Raw genomic sequence first — 18,122 nt, forward strand, 5'->3', positions numbered from 1 at the left:
ACTGCTTTAGACAACCAAGAATACTTCCAAGGGAGGAATGAATGAGGAAGGCTTATCTCGCCGCCGCTGCGCTGGGTGCGGCGCTGGCACTGCCCGGCTCACCGGCGTCCGCGCAGACCAACGAGATCGTCATCGGCATCTCGATCTCGACCACCGGGCCCGCCGCAGCGCTCGGCATCCCCGAGCGTAACTCGCTCGACTTCGTGCCGAAGGAGATCGGCGGCGTGCCGCTCAAGGTGATCGTGCTGGATGACGGCGGCGACCCGACGGCGGCCACCACCAATGCGCGGCGCTTCGTCACGGAATCGAAGGCCGACATCATCATGGGCTCCTCCACCACGCCGCCCTCGATCGCAGTCTCCACCGTCGCCAACGAGGCCGGCATCCCGCATTTCGGACTGGCGCCGTTTCCGATCAACGAGGCCCGCACAAAATGGTCGGTCGACATGCCGCAGTCGATCCCGATCATGGGCAAGGTCTTGTACGAGCACATGAAGGCGCACGGCATCAAGACCGTCGGCTATATCGGCTATTCCGATTCCTACGGCGATCTCTGGTTCAACGACTTCAAGACCCAGGCGGTGCCGATGGGCCTGCAGATGATCGATGAGGAGCGCTTTGCCCGGCCCGATACCTCGGTTGCAGGCCAGGTGCTGAAGCTCGTCGCCGCCAATCCCGACGCGATCCTGGTTGGCGCCTCCGGCACCGCGGCGGCGCTGCCTCAGACCACGCTGCGCGAGCGTGGCTACAAGGGCCTGATCTACCAGACCCACGGTGCCGCCAGCATGGATTTCATCCGCATCGCGGGCACTGCAGCCGAGGGCGTCATCATGGCATCGGGCCCGGTGATGTCGCCGGAGAGCCAGCCGGACAGCGCGCTGACCAAGAAGCCGGGGCTCGCGCTCAATGCCGCCTATGAAGCGAAATATGGCCCCAACAGCCGCAGCCAGTTTGCAGGCCACTCCTACGACGCCTTCGAAGTGCTGAAGCGCGTGATCCCGGTCGCATTGAAGGCCGGCAAGCCCGGCACGCCGGAGTTTCGCGAAGGCATCCGCCAGGCGTTCATCAGCGAGAAGGAAATCGTCGCGAGCCAAGGCGTCTACAACTGGACTGAAAAGGATCGCTACGGCCTCGACGACCGCTCGCGGATCCTGCTCACGGTGAAGGACGGGAAATACGTCCTGGCGATGTGACGATATCAGGCGGGAGCGTGGATCAAACCGCGCTCTCGCCTTCATGCTGGAAGCCAAGATAGCTCGCGGCGACGCGCTGGTTGTTGGCGATATCGCCGGCGGCTCCGCTGAGCACGAACTCACCGAGCTCCATCACATAGGCGCGGTCGGCGATCCGCAACGCGGCCTGGGCGTTCTGCTCGACCAGCAGCACCGACACGCCGGCAGCGCGAAGCTCGCCGATGGTGCGGAAGATGTCGGCGACGATGATCGGCGCCAGCCCGAGGCTCGGCTCGTCCAGCATCAGAAGCTTCGGTGCGCCCATCAGCGCGCGCCCCATCGCCAGCATCTGCTGCTCGCCCCCGGAAAGCGTGCCGGCGAGCTGCTTGCGCCGCTCCTTCAGCCGCGGAAACAGGCTGTAAACGCGCTCGAACGAATTTGCCGCAGTCGCCTTCGGAATCCGGAACGCGCCGAGCTGCAGATTGTCCTCGACATTCATGGTCGCGAACAATTCGCGGTGCTCCGGCACGAGGCAGAGGCCCGCTGCGACGCGGTCCTCGATGTCGAGCGCCGCCATGTCCTGGCCGGCGAAGTCGGTGCGGCCTTTCAGCGGCAGGATGCCCATCACGGCATTGAGCAGCGTGGTCTTGCCGGCCCCGTTGGCGCCGATGATGGTCACGATCTCGTTCTCATTGACCTCGAGCGAGACGCCTCTGATAGCCTCGACCTTGCCGTAGGCGATATGGACGTCGGAGACCGATAGCAATGCACTCATGCCGCGGCTCCGAGATAGGCCTTGATGACCTCGGGGTTCTTCTTGATCGCCGCCGGCGCGCCTTCGGCGATCTTGGTGCCGAAATCGAGCACGACGATGCGGTCGGCGAGGTCCATCACGAAACCCATGTCGTGCTCGACCAGCAGCACCGACATGCCGCCGTCGCGCAGCTGCCGAAGCAGCGCCGCGAGCCGCTGCTTCTCCATGTGTCGCAGGCCGGCGGCAGGCTCATCGAGCAAGAGCAGCATCGGATCGACGCAGAGCGCGCGAGCGATCTCGACGATGCGCTGCTGGCCCAGCGAGAGCGAGCCCGCGAGCTGATCGATCTGGTCGGTGAGCCCGACGCGCTCGATCTGCCGTGCTGCTTCTGCGAGCAGTCTGGCCTCATCTCCGCGGTCGAGTCGGAACATGCTGGCGACCGCGCCGGAATGCCCGCGCAAATGCGCGCCGATCGCGACATTCTCCAGCACGGTCATGTCGGGCACCAGCTTGACGTGCTGGAAGGTACGGGCTACGCCGAGCTTCACCACCTCCTGCGGCGGAGCGTTCTCGACCTTTCTGCCGAGCACGGAGATGGCGCCGCTGGTCGCGGTCAATACGCCCGTGATCAGGTTGAAGGTCGTGCTCTTGCCGGCGCCGTTGGGACCGATCAGCGCCACGATCTCGCGGGCCTTGACGTCGAAGCTGACGTCGTTGACCGCGGTGACGCCGCCGAATTGCTTACGCGCCTTGTCGAGCTGCAGGAGCACGGCAGAGGTCGTCGGCGCGCCCTCGCGGGCCGGCAGCGTCAGCGAGGTGTCCGGCGTCTTGCGGGCTGCCTTGAACGGCAGCCGCGCCATCAGCCATGGCCAGACGCCGGATGGCGCGAGTTGCAGCAGCATCACCAGGAGGATGCCGAACACGATTGTCTCGAGCTGGCTCTGGCCGCCGAAGATGTAGGGCAGATAGCTCTGCAGCACTTCCTTCAGGATCGCGACGATGCCGGCACCGAGCACCGCACCCCAGACATAGCCGGCGCCGCCGACCACGGCGATGAAGAGATATTCGATGCCCGCCTGCGGGCCGAACGGCGTCGGGTTGGCGGCACGCTGGAAATGCGCATAGAGCCAGCCGGAGAGGCCTGCCAGCACCGCAGCGTAGATGAACACGAGAAGCTTGGCGCGCGGCGTTTGCACGCCGAAGGCTTCGGCCGCGATATGGCCGCGGCGCAGCGCGCGGATGGCGCGGCCGGTGCGCGAGTCCAAGAGGTTCATCGTCAGCACCGCCGCGATCAGGACCGCGATCCAGATCGCGTAGTAGATCGCGCCGGGGCTCAGCATCTTGTAGGAGCCGATCGCAAGCGGGGGGATGCCGGAGATGCCGTCATTGCGGCCGAGGAATTCGAGCTTGCTGAAGAGATAGAACAGGCCGATGCCCCAGGCGATGGTGCCGAGCGGCAAATAGTGGCCGGACAGCCGCACCGTGACGATGCCGAGCAGCACCGCGGCGATGCCGCTGACCAGGAGCGAGGCCGGCAGCGTCAGCCAGGGCGAGACACCGTAAGCGGTCGTCAGCACCGCCGTGGTGTAGGCGCCGAAGCCGCAGAACGCCGCCTGCCCGAACGAGGTGAGGCCGCCGACGCCGGTGAGCAGCACCAGCCCCATCGCCACCAGCGCAGCGAGGCCGATATTGTCGAGCAGCACGATCCAGAATGGCGGGATGCCCGGCACCATCGGGATCAGCGCCATCACGAGAGCGAAGATGATGAAGGGCAGTCGCTGCGTCATCGCGCTCAATCCTTCTCTTCTTCGACCTCGGGCGCTGCGAGCGAGCGCAGCACCAGGACGGGGAGGATCAGCGTGAAGACGATGACTTCCTTGAAGTTGCTGGCATAGAACGAGGAGAACGCCTCGACGGTGCCGACGAGAATAGCTGCGACAGCCGTCAAGGGGTAGCTGACGAGACCGCCGATGATCGCTGCGATGAAACCTTTCAGGCCGATCAGGAAGCCGGTGTCGTAATAGAGCGTCGTGATCGGCACGATCAGGATTCCCGAGATGGCGCCGATCAGCGACGCCAGCAGGAAGGCGATCTGGCCTGATAACGTGGTGCGGATGCCGACGAGGCGGGCGCCGAGCCGATTGACGGCGGTGGCGCGCAGCGCCTTGCCGGTCAGCGAGTAGCCGAAGAACAGCCAGAGCGCGACAATGAACGCAATGGTGAGGCCGTAGACTGCGAGGCTCTGGCCGGTGAAGCGGAGTGAGCCCGCCGTCAGCGCGACATTGGAGAGCGCCGGTCCGCGCAGGCCTTCGGCGCCGAAGAAGACGAGCCCCAGGCCCTGCAGCGCGAGGTGGCAGCCGACGGAGGCGATCAACAGCACCAGCACGGAAGTATGCGCGATCGGCTGGAACGCGATGCGATAGAGGAACAGCCCGATCGCCGCCACGATCAGAAGCGCAAGCGCGATGTTGACGGCGATCGGCGTCTTCGGCCCGGCGAGTGCATAGGTCAGCAGACAGACGGCCAGCGGAAAGACGATGTCGACCGCGACGGCGCGCGCGACCAGGCGTGCATGCAGCGACTTCCGCGCAACGAACAGGTCGAGGCCGAACGCCACCAGGCCCATGGCGACTGCGAGCTTCGCGGTGCCCGGCACCTGGCCGGTCGCCAGCATGGCATAGCTCAGCGCGCCATAGGTGACGAACTCGCCCTGCGGGATCAGGATCACGCGCGTGACCGCGAACACCAGCACCAGGGCCAGCCCCAGCAAGGCGTAGATGGCGCCGTTGGTGATGCCGTCCTGCAGCAGGAACAGCATGATCGTCGTGTTCAAGGCCGAGCGCTCCCCCTCACGCGGCGGGCCGATCGACGCGTGCAACGTTCGATCGTCCGGTGTCGGCTGTTGAAAGCTGCCGACGTTTGATATAACTGATAACAATTATCGAATATAATCTCAAGGGCCGAAGCTTCGGCCACACCTTTCTATCGGGATTGCGAGCTTCGAGCGATGACTGTTTCCAAGACCGCCGCCGATGCCGTCAAGGTTTCCCGCCCCGTCGCCAAGCAGGATCTGGACGCTTCGAGCGACGACGGCCTGCTGCAACTAGGGGAACTGTCCGGGCTATTGGGTTATGCGCTGAAGCGTGCACAGCTCAGGGTGTTCGAGGATTTCCTGCGCTGCGTCGCACCCTTGCAGCTCACGCCGGCGCAGTTCTCGGTGCTCTTGCTGCTCGACCAGAATCCCGGCCGCAATCAGACCGAGATCGCGAGTACGCTTGGCATCCTCCGGCCGAATTTCGTGGCGATGCTCGACGGGCTTGAGAGCCGCGAACTCTGCGCACGCATGCGCTCCACAAGCGACCGCCGCTCGCACATCGTCGTGCTGACCGACAAGGGCCGCGCCGTGCTGGCGCGCGCGAAGAAGCTTGTCGCCAACAAGCACGAGACGCGGCTGATCGAATTGCTGGGACCCGAGAACCACGCGGCGCTGCTCGATATGCTGGCGAAGATCGCGCACGAGTTTTGAGGTCGGAGCTAAATAGGATGGGTAGAGCTCGATCGTGATGGGTTTCGCTCCGCTCTACCCATCCTACGACTGTCGTCACCGTGAAAGCGGGACCTAACCGATCGTAACGTCAGTCCACCAAGATGACGCGGACGTCATTGACGTTGGTGAGCGTCGGGCCGGTCAGGAGCAGGTCGCCGGTTTGGGCGAAGAAGCCGCTGGCGTCGTTGTTTTCGAGATAGGCGTGGGGATCGAGGTCCTGCGATTTCATCTTGGCGAACGTGATATGGTCGATGACGGCACCGGCCGGATCATGGGCGTTGCCGGCACCGCCATCAGCGCCGTCGGTGTCCGCGGCAAGCGCCGAGATGTCGGTCATGCCCTTGAGCAGGTCGGCGAGCGCCAGCGCATATTCCTGGTTGGGACCGCCGTGGCCATTGCCGCGCACGGTCACGGTCAATTCGCCGCCGGACAGGATCGCGACGCGCCTGCCCTCGCTGCGGGCCGCCAGCGCGAGCTGCGCGTGTGCGGCGGCAACCTCGCGCGCTTCGCCTTCAAGATCGGCGCCGAGATCGATGGTTGCATAGCCCGCCTCGCGCGCGACCTTGACCGCGGCCTCGATCGAGGCCTTCGGCTTCGCGATCAGCTCGAACGTGGCGCGTGCAAAGGCGGCATCGCCTGTTTTGCAGCTTTCATTGCCGGGATCGTCGAGCGCGCGGCGCACGGCATCATCGACGGCAAGGCTGTATTTGGCGACGATGGCGCGTGCATCCGCAAGCGTGGTCCGATCGGGCACCGTGGGGCCGGATGCGATCGCGGAAGGATCGTCCTGCGGCACGTCGGAAATCGCGAGCGTCACGATCTCGGCGCGCCGGCCTGCCCGCGCCAAGCGGCCACCCTTGATCCGCGACAGATGTTTCCGCACGGTGTTGACCTCGCCGATCGGCGCCCCCGAGCGGAGCAGCGCGCGGTTCACCCGCTGCTTCTGCGCGAAACTGACACCTTCAACTGGCGCGACCCAGTTGGCGGAGCCGCCGCCGGAGAGCAACACCAGCAACAAATCATCCGCGCTCGCCGTCGCCGCCAGCCGCAGCGTGTCGTCGGCGGCCTTCAGCCCGGCCTCGTCAGGGACGGGATGGCCGGCCTCGACCACCCTGATCCGGCGGGTGGGCACGCCATGGCCGTGGCGGGTGGTCGCGATCCCGGTCAGGAGCGCTGGATCGAGCTCGAGCGCGTCGAGATAGTGTCGCTCGGCCGCCGCCGCCATGGCGGCGCCGCCCTTGCCAGCGGCAAGCACGATCACCCTCCCCTTCGGCACCGGACGCAGGTGCGGCGCCAGCACGACATCCGGATGGGCGGCAGCTACCGCCGCATCGAAGATCGCGCGCAGGAGAGGGCGTCGGTCCGTCATCAGTTGCCGGTGATCTCGCCGCCGATGACCTCGCCGAACAGCTGCCAGCGCTCACCCTTGAACTGCATGAGCTGCAACTGCTCGATCGGCATGTAATCAGTCGCGCTCGTGGTCAGCGTCACGCCCGGTAACAGTCCGCCTTGCGCGAATTGCTTCAGGCTTTGCGCCTGCTTCATGACATTCTCCCGGGTCAGGTTGTCGCCGCAGCGACGGAGCACCTCTACCATGGTAGTCGCAAGGTTGTAACCGGTCATCGCTGAAGAGTCGATGCGGTTCATCTCGGGAAGATATTTCGCGAGCAGATCGTCGAACGCCTTGATGCCGGCATCGTTGGCCCACTGCGGATCGCTGACGTCCTTGGCATAAGCCGCCGAGATCACGCCCTGCGAGTTCTCAACCCCCGCCGGCTTCATCACGGCCGCGGTCGAGGCGCTGACGTTGGAGATGATCGTGAGCGGCTTCCAGTTCATCTCGCCGAGCTTCTTGATCGCCTGCGCGCCGAACTTCGGCGTGGTGTAAAGCACCAGAACGTCGGGATTGGCAGATTTGATCTTCACCACGTGCGAATCGATGGTCGGCTCCGAGACCTCGTAGCTCTCCTCCACGACGATCCGCGAGGCGTCTGCGCCGAACCCATCCTTCAGGCCCTTCAGATAGTCCTTGCCCATATCGTCATTCTGATAGAGCACGGCCACCTTGGCGCCCGGCTTCTCCTTCATCAGGTATTTCGCGTAGATGCGCGCTTCGCTCTGGTAGCTCGGCAGCCAGCCCATGGTCCAAGGGAAGGTCTTCGGCTCGTTCCACTTGGTCGCGCCGGTGGCGACGAAGAGCTGCGGCACCTTCTTACTGTTGAGATATTTCTGGATCGCGGTGTTGGGCGCGGTGCCGAGCGTGCCGACCAGCAGCAGAACCTCGTCGCTTTCCACCAGCTTGCGCGCCTGCTCGACCGTCTTCGGCGGGCTATAGGCATCGTCATAGCTGATAAAATTGATCTTGCGGCCGTTGATGCCGCCCTCATCGTTGACCTTCTTGAACATCGCGGCCATCGCCTTGCCGACGCTTCCGTAGGCGGAGGCCGGGCCGCTATAGGGTACGATGTTGCCGATCTTGATCTCGGTGTCCGTCGCACCGGTGTCATATTGCTTCTGGGCGAGTGCGGCAGAGGCAGCCGTGGCGGCTACGGCAAAGCTGAGGAATGCGGTTGCAAGGCGACGTCGGGTCGACATAGGCATAAGACTCCTTCGGAGCAAAAGCTCCCAGTTCTGGTGCGTCGCATTGATAGCGCGGAAAATCATGTTCGCAACAAAAAGCCCCTGCGACTCCGTCGCAGGGGCTTTGCGTGCTTAACTTCGGGTAACCGCAGCAGACCTTTAGCCGCCGACGTCAGCGCTGATGACGTCGCCGAACAGCTCCCACTTGTCGCCCTTGAATTTCATGAGCTGAAGCGAGCTGATCGGAGCAAAGTCGTTTGGTCCGGTGTTGATCTTGATGCCGGGCAGCAGGACTTCGGTACGGAAATCCTTCAGGCTCGCCGCCTGCTTCATGACGTTCTCGCGCGTCAGGTTGTCGCCACACTGCTTCAGCACCTGAACCAGCGTCTGCGCCACGCCGTAGCCGACCACGGTACCGCCGTCGAGCTTGTCGCCTTCCGGAAAATCCTTGGCCATGAAGGCATAGAATTCCTTCATGCCGGGATCGTTGTCCCACTGCTTGTCGGAGGCGTCCTTGAGGTAGGCCGCTGAGATGATGTCCTGGGCGTTCTCGAATCCGGCCGGCTTGAGCACGCTGCCCACGGAAGCCGAGACGTTGTTGAGGAAGTGCAGCGGCTTCCAGCCAATCTCAGCGTTCTTCTTGATCGCCTGCGCCGCAAACTTCGGCGTCGTGATATTGATGAAGATGTCAGCGCCGGTGGCCTTGAGCTTGACCATATGGGAATCGATAGTCGGCTCGGAGGTCTCATAGCTTTCCTCGGCGACGATCATGCTGGAGGCCTTGGACCCGAGCCCGTCCTTCAGACCTTTCAGATAGTCCTTGCCGTAGTCGTCGTTCTGGTAGAGCACCGCGATCTTGGCGTTCGGGTGGTTCTTGAGGATGTATTTGGCGTAGATCTGGGTTTCGCTCTGGTAGCTGGGCTGCCAGCCCATGGTCCACGGGAAATCTTTCGGATCGTTCCACTTGGTGGCGCCGGTGGCGACGAAGAGCTGCGGCACCTTCTTCGAGTTCATGTACTTCTGGATCGCCGTGTTCGGCGGTGTGCCGAGCGAATTGAAGATGAACAGCACCTCATCGCTTTCGACCAGCTTGCGCGCCTGCTCAACCGTCTTCGGCGGAGAATAAGCGTCGTCATAGGACACGAAATTGATCTTGCGGCCATTGATGCCGCCGGCGTCATTGATCTTCTTGAAGTAAGCGGCCTCGGTGCGGCCGATCACGCCATAGGCGGAGGCCGGTCCGCTATAGGGCATGATATTGCCGATCTTGATCTCGGTATCCGAGGCGCCGAGACCATATTTCTTCTGCGCCGAAGCGGTGCCGGCAGTGGCGGCAAGCAAGCCAAATGCGGCCGAAAGAATCGCAAGTTTTTTGATAACGGACATTCCGTCTCTCTCCCTTTTGTATGACATGGATGCTGTGTCATGGCCTTCTTGATCTGAAAGCTCTTGGTATTAGCGGTATTGCTTACCACCTTGCCGACATTGCCTCAACAAGAAGCCCCTGCGGCAAAGCCGCAGAGGCTGCTCCTTTAGTAGTCAGCGTCGGCTGTCAGCCGCCGACATCACCGCTCAGGATATCGCCGAAGCGCTCCCAGGTGTCGCCCTTAAATTGCATGAGCTGCAGTTGCGCGAGTGGCGCGAAATCAGTCGGTGACGTGTTAACCTTGATGCCGGGCAAAAGCCCGCCGAGCTCGAGGTCACGGATGCTGGCGGCCCGCTTCATGACGTTCTCGCGGGTGAGATTGTCGCCGCAAGCCTTCAGCACATGCACCAGACCCTGCGCCACCGTGTAGCCGTACATCACGGCGGAGTCCGAGCGATTGGCTTCGGGATAATACTTATCCAGGAATTCGTTCCAGGCGATCATGCCGGGATCGTTCTTCCACTGTGGATCGGTCGGATCCTTCAGATAGTTCGAGGAGATGATATCCTGCGCGTTCTCGAAGCCGGCGGGCTTGAGCACGCTGCCCACGGAAGCCGAGACGTTGTTGAGGAAGTGCAGCGGCTTCCAACCGATCTCGGCGTTCTTCTTGATCGCCTGCGCCGCAAATTTCGGCGTGGTGATGTTGAAGAAGACGTCGGCACCCGTCGCTTTCAGTTTGACGATATGGGTGTCGATGGTGGGCTCGGAGACCTCGTAGCTCTCCTCGATCACGATCATTGACGCCGCCTTGCTGCCGAGGCCATCCCTGAAGCCTTTCAGATAGTCCTTGCCGTAATCATCGTTCTGATACAGCACCGCGATCCTGGCGTTCGGGTGGTTCTTGAGCATGTACTTGGCGTAGATGCTCGCCTCGCTCTGGTAGTTGGGCTGCCAGCCCATGGTCCAGGGAAAATCTTTCGGATCGTTCCACTTGGTGGCGCCGGTGGCGACGAAGAGCTGCGGCACCTTTTTCTGGTTCATGTATTTCTGGATCGCCGTGTTCGGCGGCGTGCCGAGCGAATTGAAGATGAGGAGCACCTCGTCGCTCTCGACCAGCTTGCGCGCCTGCTCGACCGTCTTCGGCGGGCTGTAAGCGTCGTCATAGGAAACGAAGCTGATCTTGCGGCCGTTGATGCCGCCCTCGGCGTTGATCTTGTTGAAATAGGCCGCCTCAGTCTTGCCGATCACGCCATAGGCGGAGGCCGGTCCGCTGTAGGGCATGATGTTGCCGATCTTGATCTCGGTGTCAGTGGCGCCGACGTCGTATCTCTTCTGGGCGAGCGCATGGCCGCTGCTCACGGCCAGCAATGCGAGGGCGGCCGCAAGGGCCCCCAGCCGCAAATGGATGGCAGACATTGTGATCTCCTTGGGATCATGGTGGATGTGTCATGTTTTTGGATTGGGAGCACTTTCCGGCTCCTCCCGGCATTGAATACCTTTGACTTGGTCCCGGCAACAAAAAGCCCCCGCGACGAGACGGCGGGGGCTTCAGAGTTGCTCCAGACGGGCGGATGCCGCCGAGGCGCTGTCAGTGCCCGAGCTTGCTGCTCATGACGGCCCCGAACAACTCCCACTTGTCTCCCTTGAAACGCATCATCTGCAGTTGCTTGATTGGCGCGAAGTCGGTCGGCGATGTGTTGATGGTGATGTCGGGCAGCAGCGTGTCGGGCGCGAAATCCTTCAAGCTCGCGGCCTGCTTCATGATGTTGGCACGGGTGAGATCGTCGCCGCACATCTCGAGCACCTTCACCATGGTTTGCGCCGCGCCGTAGCCATACACCACCGCGTCATCGCGCCGATCGGCTTCCGGATAATATTCTTGCTGGAACGCCAGGAATCGCTTCATGCCGGGATCGTTGTCCCATTGCGGGTCGGCGCCATCCTTGGTGTAGGTCGCCGACAAGACGCCCTGCACGTTCTCAAAGCCCGCCGGCTTCATCACGCCGCCGACGGACGTGGCAACATTGGACACGATCTGCAGCGGCTTCCAGTTGAGCTCCGCCATCTTCTTGATCGCCTGAGCTGCAAATTTCGGCATCGCGACGTTGATGAACACGTCGACGCCGGCGGCCTTCAGCTTGGCGAGGTGGCTCTCCATCGACGGCTCCGACGTCTCATAACTTTCTTCGGCGACAATCATCGCCGCCTTCTCGCCAAATCCGTCCCTCAAGCCCTTCACGTAGTCCTTGCCGAAATCGTCGTTCTGATAGAGCACGCCGACCTTGGCGTCCGGCTTCTCCTTCATGATGTATTTGGCATAGATGCGCGCCTCGCTTTGGTAGTTCGGCTGCCAGCCCATGGTCCACGGAAACTCCTTCGGATGGTCCCACTTGCTGGCGCCGGACGCGACGAAGAGCTGCGGCACTCCCTTGCCGTTCAGGTATTTCTGGATCGCGAGGTTGGTGATCGTGCCGAGCGAGTTGAAGATCAGAAGCACGTCATCGCTCTCCACCAGCTTGCGCGCCTGCTCCACCGTCTTCGACGGGTTGTAGCCGTCGTCGTAGCTGATGAACTTGATCTTGCGACCGTTGATGCCGCCCTCGGCGTTGATCTTGTTGAAATAGGCCGCTTCGGTCCTGCCGATCACGCCATAGCCGGACGCCGGTCCGCTATAGGGCATGATGTTGCCTATTCTGATCTCGGTGTCGTTGGCGCCGGTATCGTAGTTCTTCTCCGCAAGCGCGCCGCCGGTGGTGACGGTGATCAGGGCAAGCGCGGCTGAAAGGGCAGTCAATCGCAAACGCAGGGCCGTCATTCGTTTCCTTCATCCTCGAGTGGATGCGTTTCTTGGAACTCCCGGGGTGCATTGAATGCGGTTCTCGCACCCTCAGTCAACAAAAAGCCCCGCGGCTTGCGCCGCGGGGCTTTTCGCTCGTTTCTTGCACCGCAACCTTAGTCGGCGAGGACGTCGCCGCTGATGATCTCGCCGAACAGTTCCCACTTCTGTCCCTTGAACCGCATCATCTGAAGCTGGCTGATCGGGGCGAAGTCGGTGGCGCTGGTGTTGATCTTGACGCCGGGCAGCAACGTGTCCGGCGTGAAATTCTTCAGGCTCGCCGCTTGCTTCATCACGTTGGCGCGGGTGAGATCGTTACCGCACATCTCAATCACCTTCGCGAGCGTTTGTGCAGCGCCATAGCCGTAGACCAGGGCACTCTCGGTCTTGTCGGCGCCCGGCATGTACTTGTCCAGGAATTCATTCCACTTCTTCATGCCTGGATCGTTGTTCCATTGCGGGTCGCTGCCGTCCTTGGCGTAGGCCGCCGAGAGCACGCCCTGGGCATTCTCAAATCCCGCCGGCTGCATCACGCTGCCGACCGAGATCGAGACGTTGGTGACGATCTGCAGCGGCTTCCAGCCGAGCTCGGCGGTCTTCTTGATGGTCTGGGCAGCAAATTTCGGCGTGGCATAGATCAGCAGCACGTCCGGATTCGCCGCCTTGATCTTGACGATGTGGGAATCGATCGTCGGCTCGGAGATCTCGTAACTCTCCTCGAGCATGATCATCGAGGACGCCTTGGCGCCAAGTCCGTCCTTGGTGCCCTTGAGGTAGTCCTTACCGAAATCATCGTTCTGGTAGAGGATTGCGATCTTGGCGTCCGGCTTCTCCTTCATCAGCCATTTTGCGTAGATGTGCGCTTCGCTCTGGTAGCTCGGCTGCCAGCCGATCGTCCACGGGAAGTTCTTCGCATCGTTCCACTTGGTCGCACCGGTGGCGACGAACAATTGCGGGATCTTCTTGGAGTTGAGGTATTTCTGGATCGCGGTGTTCGAGGGCGTGCCGAGCGGATTGAAGACAACGAGCACTTCGTCGCTCTCGACCAGCTTGCGCACCTGCTCGACCGCCTTCGGCGGCGAGTAGGCGTCGTCATAGCTGATGAAATTGACCTTGCGGCCGTTGATGCCGCCTCGATCGTTGATCATCCGGAAATAGGCGGCCTCGGTCTTGCCGATCGAGCCATAGGCGGACGCGGGTCCGCTGTAAGGGATGATGTTGCCGATCTTGATCTCGGTGTCGGAAGCGCCGGTATCGTATTTCTTCTGGGCAAAGGCGCTGCCGGAACTGGCAGCAAACGCGATGACCGCCGCCGAAAGCACGGCGGTCCGTAGTTTAAAGGGCATTGTCTCTCCTCGGTCTCTCTTCTTGGTTCTTCAGTTCTTCTTGAGTTTGGCCGCCAGTTGCTGGGCAACGAGGGCGACCTGCCTGGCGCCATGCGGCACCAGGAAGATGACGAGGAACAGGAGCACGCCGAACACGGCGCCCGAAAGCCCCTTCGAGATGCTTTCCGCCATGTTCGGCACGAAGATGATGAAGGCGGAACCTACGATCGAACCCGGCAGCCAGCCGACTCCGCCGACGACCATGCCGAGGAACAGCGAGATCGCGAGCGTGATGGTGTAGCCGTCGGGCGCCACGAACTGCACCGCGATGGCCCCTAACCCGCCGGCGACGCCGGTGATGCCGGCGCTGACGCCGAACGCCAGCGTCTTGTACAGCGAGACGTCGATGCCCATGGCGGAGGCCGCGATCTCGTTGTCGCGGATCGCCATGAAGGCGCGCCCCGAGCGCGAGCGCAACAGGTTCACCGAGGCGATATAGATTCCGATCGTGATCGCCAGCGTGAAGTAATAGAGCCACATGTCCTGCGACAGCGGCAGGCCGAACGGCGCGTCCGGCTTGGTCACCACCAAGCCCTGCACGCCGCCGGTCCAGTGCTCGAAATAGCCGAGCTTCAACAGCTGCGGCATGGCGGTGGCGAGTGCAAAGGTCGCCAGTGCCAGGTAGACGCCGGAGAGCCGCAGCGCCGGCTGGCCGAACAGGAACCCGAAGGCGAAGCAAATGATGCCCGCGACCGGCAGAGTCAGCGCATAGTTAATGTTGGCGTGTTCCATCAGGATCGCCGAGGTATAGGCGCCGACGGCGTAGAACGCGCTCTGGCCGAGCGAGAACTGCCCGCTGCCGCCGGTCAGGATGTTCAGCGCCAGCACCGCGAGCCCATAGATCAGGACCATCGTCATCTGGAAGATGATGAAATTCTTGACGAACAGGGGCGTCAGGATCAGGGCCGCCAGCACCACCAGCGAAGTGCCGTAGCCGAGCGTCATGGCACGCTTCGGAACCGCCTCGACGGCCGGGGCTTCCGTTACAACTTCTTCAGCCGCGCTCATGATCAGACTCGCTTCACGATGGGCCGGCCGAACAGCCCAGCCGGTTTGACGACCAAGACGGTGACGATCAACGCAAGCGCGATCGGGAGTTTCAACTCGTTGCCGACGCCGGGAATGTAGGTGCCGACGAGGTTCTCGAAGACGCCGACCAAGAAGCCGCCGACCACGGCGCCGAGCGGCGAGGTAAGCCCGCCGAGCACGGCGGCGGCAAATCCATAGATCAGCACGCCCAACATCATGTTCGGCTCGAGGAAGACCACCGGCGCGATCAACATGCCGGCGATGGAGCCGATCGCGGCCGCCATGCCCCAGCCGAGCGCGATCATCCAGCTTGTGTTGATGCCGACCAGCCGCGCCGATTCAGGCAGCGAGGCCGCCGCGCGCATGGCCAAGCCCATTCGCGTGAAGCGAAAGAAAATGAACAGCAGAATGAGCAATAGTATCGTGACGCCGATCATACCGGCCTGATGGGTCGAGATCAGCTGGCTGCCGAGGAAGGGCGAGGATCCGAACGGGGTCGGATATTGCTTGATGGTGAAGTCCCAGATCAGCCCGGCGACGCTGTTGATAATGGCGTACAGCGCGATGAAGCCGGCGACGTTGGTCAGGATCGGCGCCTTGGCAAGCGGCTTGAACAGCAGCCGCTCGATCGCGATGCCGGCAACGAACGAGAATCCCACCGTAAGCACGAACGATCCCCAGTAAGGCACGCCCCATTGCATCAATTGCCAGGAGATGAAGGTCGAGAACATCGCCATTTCGCCCTGCGCGAAATTGAGATGGTCGATCGCCTGGTAGATCATCACGACGGCGAGCGCCATGCAGGCGTAGATCGCGCCAGTGGCGATGCCGGCCAGGACTTGGTTGGCAAAAAGCTCCATGGTCCCGCTCCCTCAGTAGCCCAGATAGGATTTACGGACGTCTTCGTTGTTGGCGACGTCCTTGGCGTTGCCGGACATCACGATGCGCCCGGTTTCGATCACATAGGCATGGTCGGCGAGCTCGAGCGCGAGCTGCGCGTTCTGCTCGACCACCAGGATGGTGACCTTGTCTTCGCGGTTGATCTTGCTGAAAATGCGGAACAGGTCGCGCACCACCAGCGGCGCCAGGCCGAACGACGGCTCGTCCAGCAGCATCAGCCGCGGCCGCAGCATCAGCGCGCGCGCAACCGCAAGCATCTGCTGCTCGCCGCCGGACAGCGTGCCGGCCTGCTGGGTGTAGCGCTGCTTGAGCACCGGGAAGTGGTCGTACATGCGCTCGATGTCGGTGACGATGTTCTTCTTGTCGCCGCGCGTGATGGCGCCGAGCTGCAGATTTTCCTCCACCGTCATGTTGGTGAAGGTGCCGCGGCCCTGCGGCACATGAGCGATGCCGAGGCGGACGACGTTCTCAGTGGTGCGGTTGCCGAGCGGCTTGCCCTCGAATTCAATGGAGCCCGTCGAGCGCACCATGTTGCAGATCGCCCGCAGCGTGGTGGTCTTGCCGGCGCCGTTGGCCCCGAGCAGCGTGGTGAGCGAACCTTCGTTCAGCGAGAAGCTGAGGCCGTGAAGTGCCTGGACCTGGCCGTAATAGGCGCGCAGGTCCTTGACGTTGAGCATTGGCGTCATTGGTCCTTGCTCCCGAGATAGGCCTTGATGACGTCGGGATCGGCCTGGACCTGGCTAGGGGTTCCCTCCGCGAGCTTGCGGCCGAAATTGAGCGCGACGACGTGGTCGGCGGTCGACATCACCATGCCCATGTGATGCTCGACCAGAAGCACGGTGATCTTGCGCTCGTTGCGGATCTTGCGGACGAGGTCGCCGAGCACATGGACCTCTTCATGGTTAAGGCCGCCGGCTGGCTCGTCGAGCAGCAGGATCTTCGGATCGGCCGCGAGCGCCCGCGCCAATTCGACGCGCTTCTGGGTGCCGAAGGGCAGGCCCGAGACGATGCTGTGCGCGACGGCCTCGAGGTCGAGATAGGCCAGGATGTCGTGCACCTTCTTATTGACCGAAGCCTCGGAGCGCCTGATCCAGGCGAGCTTGAGCGAGTCGCTGATGATGTCGCTGGAAGTGCGCGCATGCGTCCCGACGCGGACGTTGTCGAGCACCGAGAGATTGGGAAACAGCGCAACGTTCTGGAAGGTGCGGCCGATGCCGATCTCGGCGATCTTGTGCGGCGGCCGCGTCAAGATGCTCACGCCTTCCATCAGGATGTCGCCGGAGCTCGGCTGATAGAGCCTTGAGAGGCAGTTGAAGAGCGTCGTCTTGCCGGCGCCGTTCGGCCCGATCAGCCCCAGGATCTGGCCCTGATGCATGTCGAAGGAGACGCCGTTGAGCGCGACGATGCCGCCGAACACGACGCTGACGTCGCGAACCGCGAGCAGGGGCGCATGACCCTGCGCGAGTTGTTGTGCCTGCGTCATCTCGTCTCGCCTGCCCGTTTGAGAGGGCGGAGAGCGCCGCGCGAGTGATCGCGCCGGCGATGAAGAAGGCGATCAGATGCCTTCGGCCACACGTGCAACTTTCCCTCCTGATCTCGACTTTTTGCTTTCGACTTTTCTGGATTGCGGCGCCACCCCACCTAGCGCCTGCTCGATGTTCCTTACCATCGCGACAAGGCGAGGTCCAATATCGTTGAGCAACCGGTCTTCCGTAAAGCGGAACGCCGGCGCGCCGCAATTGAAAGCATACGGACCGGTTCCGTCGTTGAGCTGTAATGCCACGCCAATAGCGTGAACATCGTCCTGCCATTCACCAGCAGAAATTGCAAAACCACGCTTCGCCACCAACTCGCCCGAGCGTTCGATGCCATCGCGCATCTTCGGCCAGCGGCTGGCATAATGGTCGCGAAGCTCGCGCAGCAAGGCGGCACGCTCGTCGTCGGGCAGCGCCCAGATATAGGCGCGCCCCATCGCGGTGGTCGCTATTGGTATCCGCGAACCGACATCGAGCTGAACGCCGAGCGTCAATCCGTTCCGGCTCTGTCCGAAATAGATCATGCTGAGCCGGTCGCGCCCGCCGACTGCGACCGCGCCGCCGGTCGCGCGCATCACTTCCTCACGATACGGCTCGGACAAATGCCGGACGCCGAGGTTGGCAAGCGCGGCATAACCCAGCGCCATGGCAGACGGTGCGAGCTGGTACTTCTCGAAACGCGGGACGGGTGTAAGGTAACCGAGCTTGGTCAACGTGTAGGTCAACCGCGAAATGGTTGGCTTCGGCAGATTGGTGCGGGCCGCAATCTCCTGATTGCCGAGAAGCCCGTCATTGGGACGGAATGCGCGCAGGACCTCCAATCCGCGGGAAAGCGCGACCACAAAATTGCGATCGGTCGCCGCCTTCTTTCCTGAACGCTTCATTCCCCGTCACTTTGTCGATCTCGTTGACAAGGGACGTGCTTCAAAATAACCCTCCCTGTCAAGATGTGGAATTTAATTTCGCACTGCGAAATTAGCCACTAAACGCAAGAACCGCAAGAACGCCTTGCAAAAGA

16 protein-coding genes are annotated in these 18,122 nt (G+C 62.5%); 2 read left to right on the plus strand and 14 right to left on the minus strand.

Annotation, left to right across the window (positions count from 1 at the left end; translation table 11 throughout):
• Nucleotides 1-41 precede the first annotated feature (41 nt).
• Nucleotides 42-1,193: an ABC transporter substrate-binding protein gene (locus J6497_RS18360; protein WP_225705688.1), complete on the plus strand. Its 1,152-nt coding sequence runs from the start codon at nucleotides 42-44 to the stop codon at nucleotides 1,191-1,193.
• A gap of 22 nt (nucleotides 1,194-1,215) precedes the next feature.
• Here the strand turns inward: J6497_RS18360 and J6497_RS18365 are convergent, their stop codons facing one another.
• From J6497_RS18365 to J6497_RS18375, 3 genes are read right to left on the minus strand one after another with little or no spacing between them, the layout of a single operon-like run.
• The gene (locus J6497_RS18365) at nucleotides 1,216-1,947 is read right to left on the minus strand and encodes an ABC transporter ATP-binding protein (protein WP_225705689.1); all 732 of its coding nucleotides are present in this window, start codon (nucleotides 1,945-1,947) and stop codon (nucleotides 1,216-1,218) included.
• Nucleotides 1,944-3,713 (minus strand): branched-chain amino acid ABC transporter ATP-binding protein/permease, encoded by a 1,770-nt coding sequence (locus J6497_RS18370; RefSeq protein WP_225705690.1) that lies wholly within the window; start codon nucleotides 3,711-3,713, stop codon nucleotides 1,944-1,946. Before J6497_RS18370 ends, J6497_RS18365 begins: the two co-directional genes overlap by 4 nt.
• A 5-nt stretch (nucleotides 3,714-3,718) precedes the next feature.
• Complete coding sequence (locus tag J6497_RS18375) at nucleotides 3,719-4,759, minus strand: branched-chain amino acid ABC transporter permease (protein ID WP_225705691.1); 1,041 nt, start codon at nucleotides 4,757-4,759, stop codon at nucleotides 3,719-3,721.
• A gap of 174 nt (nucleotides 4,760-4,933) precedes the next feature.
• On the opposite strand from J6497_RS18375, the gene J6497_RS18380 reads away from it, so the two are divergent.
• Entirely contained in the window at nucleotides 4,934-5,452 is a 519-nt protein-coding gene (locus J6497_RS18380) for a MarR family winged helix-turn-helix transcriptional regulator (protein ID WP_225705692.1), read from the plus strand.
• Nucleotides 5,453-5,561: 109 nt separating this feature from the next.
• Here J6497_RS18380 and J6497_RS18385 read toward each other — a convergent pair whose 3' ends face one another.
• The 11 genes from J6497_RS18385 to J6497_RS18435 form a co-directional block, all read right to left on the minus strand.
• Entirely contained in the window at nucleotides 5,562-6,842 is a 1,281-nt protein-coding gene (locus J6497_RS18385) for a glycerate kinase type-2 family protein (protein ID WP_225705693.1), read from the minus strand.
• Complete coding sequence (locus J6497_RS18390; RefSeq protein WP_376708229.1) at nucleotides 6,842-8,074, minus strand: ABC transporter substrate-binding protein; 1,233 nt, start codon at nucleotides 8,072-8,074, stop codon at nucleotides 6,842-6,844. Before J6497_RS18390 ends, J6497_RS18385 begins: the two co-directional genes overlap by 1 nt.
• A 138-nt stretch (nucleotides 8,075-8,212) precedes the next feature.
• Entirely contained in the window at nucleotides 8,213-9,439 is a 1,227-nt protein-coding gene (locus J6497_RS18395) for an ABC transporter substrate-binding protein (RefSeq protein WP_225705695.1), read from the minus strand.
• A gap of 166 nt (nucleotides 9,440-9,605) precedes the next feature.
• On the minus strand, nucleotides 9,606-10,835 hold the full coding sequence (locus J6497_RS18400) for an ABC transporter substrate-binding protein (protein ID WP_225705696.1): 1,230 nt from the start codon (nucleotides 10,833-10,835) through the stop codon (nucleotides 9,606-9,608).
• A gap of 172 nt (nucleotides 10,836-11,007) precedes the next feature.
• Nucleotides 11,008-12,234, minus strand: coding sequence for an ABC transporter substrate-binding protein (locus tag J6497_RS18405; RefSeq protein ID WP_225705697.1), 1,227 nt, complete (start codon nucleotides 12,232-12,234; stop codon nucleotides 11,008-11,010).
• Nucleotides 12,235-12,371: 137 nt separating this feature from the next.
• On the minus strand, nucleotides 12,372-13,601 hold the full coding sequence (locus tag J6497_RS18410; protein WP_225705698.1) for an ABC transporter substrate-binding protein: 1,230 nt from the start codon (nucleotides 13,599-13,601) through the stop codon (nucleotides 12,372-12,374).
• A 30-nt stretch (nucleotides 13,602-13,631) separates the two neighbouring features.
• A complete protein-coding gene (locus J6497_RS18415) occupies nucleotides 13,632-14,648 on the minus strand; it encodes a branched-chain amino acid ABC transporter permease (protein WP_225705699.1) in 1,017 nt (338 codons plus the stop codon).
• A 2-nt stretch (nucleotides 14,649-14,650) separates the two neighbouring features.
• Complete coding sequence (locus J6497_RS18420) at nucleotides 14,651-15,529, minus strand: branched-chain amino acid ABC transporter permease (RefSeq protein WP_225705700.1); 879 nt, start codon at nucleotides 15,527-15,529, stop codon at nucleotides 14,651-14,653.
• Nucleotides 15,530-15,541: 12 nt separating this feature from the next.
• The gene (locus J6497_RS18425; protein ID WP_225705701.1) at nucleotides 15,542-16,255 is read right to left on the minus strand and encodes an ABC transporter ATP-binding protein; all 714 of its coding nucleotides are present in this window, start codon (nucleotides 16,253-16,255) and stop codon (nucleotides 15,542-15,544) included.
• Nucleotides 16,252-17,052 (minus strand): ABC transporter ATP-binding protein, encoded by an 801-nt coding sequence (locus tag J6497_RS18430; protein ID WP_225705702.1) that lies wholly within the window; start codon nucleotides 17,050-17,052, stop codon nucleotides 16,252-16,254. Before J6497_RS18430 ends, J6497_RS18425 begins: the two co-directional genes overlap by 4 nt.
• Nucleotides 17,053-17,124: 72 nt before the next feature.
• Nucleotides 17,125-17,988, minus strand: coding sequence for an IclR family transcriptional regulator (locus J6497_RS18435; RefSeq protein ID WP_225705703.1), 864 nt, complete (start codon nucleotides 17,986-17,988; stop codon nucleotides 17,125-17,127).
• Between the last annotated feature and the right edge of the window lie 134 nt (nucleotides 17,989-18,122).

Origin of the sequence: Bradyrhizobium cenepequi (assembly GCF_020329485.1) — a bacterium.
Classification (GTDB): domain Bacteria; phylum Pseudomonadota; class Alphaproteobacteria; order Rhizobiales; family Xanthobacteraceae; genus Bradyrhizobium; species Bradyrhizobium cenepequi.